4 protein-coding genes and 1 pseudogene are annotated in these 4,074 nt (G+C 51.9%); 1 reads left to right on the top strand and 4 read right to left on the bottom strand.

The features are described 5' to 3' along the window. Together BLS34_RS25060 and BLS34_RS25055 are read right to left on the bottom strand one after the other, a co-directional pair. The coding region (locus tag BLS34_RS25060; protein WP_139189493.1) for a tetratricopeptide repeat protein at window positions 1-1,176 on the bottom strand (1,176 nt) is incomplete at its 3' end. 108 nt (window positions 1,177-1,284) lie between these two features. Further along, window positions 1,285-2,396 (bottom strand): IS3 family transposase gene (locus BLS34_RS25055; RefSeq protein ID WP_093154835.1). Its coding sequence is split into 2 segments (ribosomal slippage): window positions 1,285-2,141 and window positions 2,141-2,396, totalling 1,113 coding nucleotides; the frame shifts between segments, so codons are not numbered across the junction. A gap of 87 nt (window positions 2,397-2,483) precedes the next feature. Here BLS34_RS25055 and BLS34_RS25050 point away from each other — a divergent pair. Next, window positions 2,484-2,951, top strand: a pseudogene (locus BLS34_RS25050) (transposase); the annotation flags it as partial. An 80-nt stretch (window positions 2,952-3,031) separates the two neighbouring features. On the opposite strand, the gene BLS34_RS25045 reads toward BLS34_RS25050, so the two are convergent. Then, window positions 3,032-3,232 carry a DUF6447 family protein gene (locus BLS34_RS25045; RefSeq protein WP_215906217.1) on the bottom strand — a complete coding sequence of 67 codons (201 nt, stop codon included), beginning with the start codon at window positions 3,230-3,232 and terminating at the stop codon, window positions 3,032-3,034. Window positions 3,233-3,468: 236 nt separating this feature from the next. Continuing rightward, on the bottom strand, window positions 3,469-4,074 hold a 606-nt coding region (locus BLS34_RS26135), incomplete at its 5' end, for a hypothetical protein (RefSeq protein WP_215906216.1).

Below are 4,074 nucleotides of genomic sequence, written 5' to 3'. Positions count from 1 at the left end.
GTCATAGGCTTGTAGGGCCTCTTCTAGACGGCCAAGCTCACTGAGAGCATTCCCCGCACCAAGTAGTGCGTCCACTTGGATTGGAGACAATCTCAGGACCTGCTCATATGTCTGCAATGCCTCATAAATGCAGCGAACACGTAATAATATGTTTGCTTTATTTAATAAGATAGATATATTGTTTGCCTCAATGTTATAAGCGCGATTTATTGCATCTAGTGATTTACACCACTCTTTAATCATCTTAAGAATATTAGCATAAAATACATAGTGTGAAGCCATATCAGGTCTTAGCATAATTGCGCGCCTACTAGATTTAACTGCATTATCTAATACCATTTTTTTACATTGGACTTTACTCAGATTTATCCAAGCAATATCAGAAAAAGGAAAAAGCCTTATTGTATGCTTCATCATCTTGTATGAATCATCAATTTTGTTTGCGCTGCTCAAAAAATCACTCAGCGTTATTAGATAATCTAGCTGTTTTGGCGCACCTATCACAGCTCGTTTCTGCATCGTAATGGCGGTTGATAACACGCCACTCTGTAAGAATAGACGAGACAACAGAGACCACAGCTGATGCGCGTATGGTTTAATTAATAATGCCCGCAGTGCATCTAATTTTGCTTTATCAAATTCTTTCGTGCGCGCCTGAATTAAAGAACGAGTTGCTAAGCTTTCTGAGTGATCAGGAAAATATTGTATTGTATTATTTACTTTTAATAGTGCTTCGGAATAACAACCCATAGCACCTAGCGCAGATGCCATTATTACTGATACACTAGGATCAGAAGGAAATCTTCTTAAAATACTCTGTGCAAGCCGAAGCGCTGCTGTATTATCTTGTTTTTTAAGATATAATCGCGCGCGATTTATTATTACAGACACATTATTTGGTGATAATGATTCCGCTTTTTCTAAATACTTTATAGATTCATAAATCCTACCCTGTAAGAGCTTTATATGAGAACACAGAGCCCAAGCATCAGCTTGAGCGGCAACGCCCGATCTTTGAGCCTGATCACTGCAGAGCCATTCTTCTAGCCATAAGAGAGCTTCAGTGTATTCCCCCGCTTCACGAAAATAAACAGCCGGCATTAAAATATTTGATACATAAGATTCATAATAGTATGTGCTTCTATTATGAATAGCTTCGAAATCGAATTTTGTCATTATCTTCAAGCCAACTGTCCAAGAGTCCTAAACCAATTCTATAGCATTTATGTCATCCCGCAATAGTGGCTTGCTGCCGACTTGACCTGCTCCCCGTTTTGTCCTCGTTCAGAAGTTAGTTCTGTTCCGGTTTTGGTCCTGTTGTGACCGGTTGCGGTACTCCCACGGTGTGAGCCCACCGAGGCTCGTGTGGGGACGGTGTTGGTTGTAGTCGTCGCGCCAGGCACCGATCAACTGGCGGGCATGGCGCAGGCTGGTGAACAGATGCTCGTTGAGGCACTCGTCGCGCAGGCGGCCGATAAAGCTCTCGACCAGGCCGTTCTGCATCGGTTTGCCGGGGGCGATGTAATGCCACTCGACACCGCGCTCTTCTTGCCAAGCAAGGATGGCGTTCGAGGTGAGTTCCGTTCCGTTGTCGCTGACCACCATGCAGGGATGGCCCCGGAGCTCGGCGATCCGGTCGAGCTCGCGGGCAACCCGCTGGCCGGAGAGCGAGGTGTCGACGACCGCGGCCAGGCACTCCCGGCTGAAGTCGTCAATGATGCAGAGCACCCGGAACCGGCGCCCGCAGGACAGGCTGTCGGCTACGAAGTCCAATGACCAGCGCTGGTTCGGCCCCTGCGGGATCGCCATCGGCGCCCGCGTGCCGAGTGCCCGCTTGCGACCACCACGCTTGCGCACTGTCAGCCGCTCCTCGCGGTAGATCCGGTACAGCTTCTTCCAGTTCACCTCCCAGCCCTCCCGCTGCAGCAGCAGGTGGAGCCGCCTGTAGCCGAACCGGCGGCGCTCGCCCGAGAGCTCCCGCAGCCGGGACCGCAGGTCAGTGTCATCCGGTCGCGTTGACCGGTATCGGTAGACCCGCGGATCGATCCCGACCAGCGCGCAGGCGCGGCGTTGGGAATAGGACTTCTCAGTGATGGCCCAGGTCACGGCAGTTCTCCTCGACCCGGGCGTCAGAAGTTTTTTCCGAGCATCTCGCGGAGCGTCGAGACGTCCATCACCGACTCCGCCAGCAGCTTCTTCAGCCGCGCGTTCTCGTCCTCGAGCTGCTTCAGGCGCTTGGCCTCTGACACCTCAAGGCCGCCGTACTTCGATCGCCACTTGTAGAAGGTCGCATCGCTGATGCCGTGCTTGCGACACAACTCCGCTGCCGACAGTCCCGCCTGATGTTCCTTCAGTATCCCGATGATCTGCTCTTCGCTGAACCGACTGCGCTTCATCTGATCCGTCTCCTGCTCGGTGACGGACTCTACTCAAATCTGGAGGAGATACAGGGGCTCAGGTCACAGGTTCTGGGGTCAGGACCAAAGACCGGGGCGTCGACCAAGATGGCCCAGCTGAGAGGACGTGCCGCCAGGGGCGAGCGATGCCGCGCGCCTGTCCCACATGGACACTGGAAGACCACGACCTTCGTGGGTACGCTGCGGCTTGGCGGCATGAGGGCGCCGATGAACGGACCGGCCTTCACAGCCTATATCGAGCAGATCCTGGCGCCCTCCGGCGACATCGTCGTCATGGACAACCTGCCCGCCCACAAGCTCGCTGCTGTGCGCCAGGCCATTGAACAGGCCGGAGCCGAGCTCCGCTTCCTGCCGCCCTACAGCCCCGACTTCAAGCTGATCGAGATGGCCTTCTCCAAGATCAAGGCGCTCCTGAAGAAAGCCGCGGCCCGAACCGTCACCGATCTCTGGGACTCCGTCCGAGACGCAATCGATGCAATCTCGACAACCGAAGCCAGAAACTACTTCACCGCGACAGGCTATGAGCCAGAGTGATCGGAAAATGCTCTAGAAATCCTGTTGTATGTCGCAATCTTCATCGGACAATATAAAGCATTCAGCAAAAAATAACATACTTAACCATTATCATATAAAGCATCTTTCAGCGCTTGCGCATACGCACTTTTTGCTGTCTGAGCAATTGCTATTTTCATTCTCAATCGCTGAAGCTCCTGATCAACGACGCGAACGTTGTTTAGTTGCTCTTTTGCTGCGTCTGACATATCATTTACAGCATATTCTTTATCGTCGATTATTACCTTTTGTTCGTCATTCATTGCCATTCCTTTAGCAGACAGTGCTTCGTTAGGATTCTTCAAGCTGATTAAAGCTTGAAGCCGTGGTACTCTCATTCAGTTAGCGCGAGCAGTCACCTTGACTGATGTGTAGTACTTGTCCCTCAACCTAACAGGCAAGAAACTCGTACTTATCACGCGCAGAACTAATAGTGCCTTACAAAAAGGGCGGCCTCGAAAGGCCGCCCCAATTGCATCCGCCCGTAGGGCAGAATGTCTTAGAGGAAGTTAGCGAAGTTATCGGCGTCGAAGTTCGCGTAATCGCTCGACGTCATGTCGATCGTTCCGATCAAACGAACAGTGTCACCGGTTCCCAACGTTGCGTCTGCAGTAGCAACCTCGAGGATCACCATCTTGCTATTAGTAGTGTCATAGTAAGATGCCGCGTAAGTGCCGGTCGACAGCGTCGTGACTGTCGAAGTGCCGATAGCATCGTTAAACGTAGTCTGGGTGTTCGTGTTGAAGGCTACACCAGTTGTCAGCTTGACGAACTCGGTAGCTGCATCAGTACCAGCAGTCGCCCCTGCACTTTGAGCGATGTTCAAAACGCCCACAGTACCACTAGCACCGGCCGCCGTGCCGTCGACCGACAGTCCTGCACCGTAATCGGCGTTATTTGAGCTCAAACGGAGGAAGTCCGTGTTAGTCGCGGACGTCCCCACCGTAAAGTCAGTGATATTCGGCCCACCATTATAGTTGGCCGCGCTAGCAGAACTGCCGATGAGAGTAAAGGTATCGAACCCATCGCCGCCAGTCAGAATATCTCCCGCACTAGCATTCGCACCAGTAGCAGTATTAGTCAGGAAGTCTGCACCAGCTCCACC

The sequence above is a fragment of the Thalassobaculum litoreum DSM 18839 genome, from assembly GCF_900102465.1.
Classification (GTDB): Bacteria; Pseudomonadota; Alphaproteobacteria; order Thalassobaculales; family Thalassobaculaceae; genus Thalassobaculum; species Thalassobaculum litoreum.
This window is presented reverse-complemented; position numbering and strand designations above follow the sequence as displayed.

Excerpts from the sequence above, each read along its gene's own strand:
- BLS34_RS25045 (WP_215906217.1), bottom strand. The coding sequence starts at position 3,232 with ATGAATGACGAACAAAAGGTAATAATCGACGATAAAGAATATGCTGTA.